Origin of the sequence: Neoluteolibacter marinus (assembly GCF_014904755.1) — a bacterium.
Lineage (GTDB): Bacteria > Verrucomicrobiota > Verrucomicrobiia > Verrucomicrobiales > Akkermansiaceae > Haloferula > Haloferula marina.
In genome coordinates this window covers 1-649 of sequence record NZ_JACZFQ010000254.1, presented here as the reverse complement: position 1 = coordinate 649, position 649 = coordinate 1, and the positions used below count along the sequence as shown (strand labels likewise).

Annotated in this window: 1 protein-coding gene; it reads left to right on the top strand. The window is 59.3% G+C overall.

The window, feature by feature from the left end; translation table 11 throughout:
* A partial coding sequence (locus tag IG178_RS24730) for a DNA cytosine methyltransferase (RefSeq protein ID WP_193215241.1) occupies positions 1 to 220 on the top strand: 220 nt, incomplete at its 5' end.
* Between the last annotated feature and the right edge of the window lie 429 nt (positions 221 to 649).

The following is a 649-nucleotide window of genomic DNA, read 5'->3' as shown; positions in this document are numbered from 1 at the left end:
CACGCTCCGAACGGGGTTCACCAAGCCTGATAAGGGGCGCTTCGTCCACCCGACCGAAGACCGGGCCATCACCATCCACGAGGGCGCGCGAATCCAGGGATTCCCCGACGACTACAAGTTCGTCGGGTCGCTCACCGCCATCACCAGGCAGATCGGGAACGCTGTTCCCATCCCTTTGGCACGAGCATTAGGTGGAGTCATAGCGGAAAAATTTTCGTGACTGACTTCTTCATTCTTCTGCGACCACGGCTGGCGCCTCTGTGATCCAACTGGTGGATTGATCCTGCCCCCATCCGAGACCTTGGATCCGTTGGCAAAATCGAAGCCGCCCCTGCATACAAAAATAGCCGAACCTACGGCAAACGTAGGTTCGGCTATTCGAACACCTAAGAACATCAAATTGTCGGGATGACAGGATTTGAACCTGCGACCCCCTGACCCCCAGGCGTCCAAACGGCTCCGACCAAGCCGGATTCCGCGTGATTCCGGGGGTCAGATCATGCAGAACACGTCACGGGATGCATGGTTTGCATGATTCTGGTCCCCTTCTGGTCCCCCTACGACCGAGCGAGATGAGCGCCGCGTGGCTCTTGTCCTGGCGTCCCTCGCTCAGCCCCAACTCGGCTCTCCGGCGGCCGGAACCGCGAAG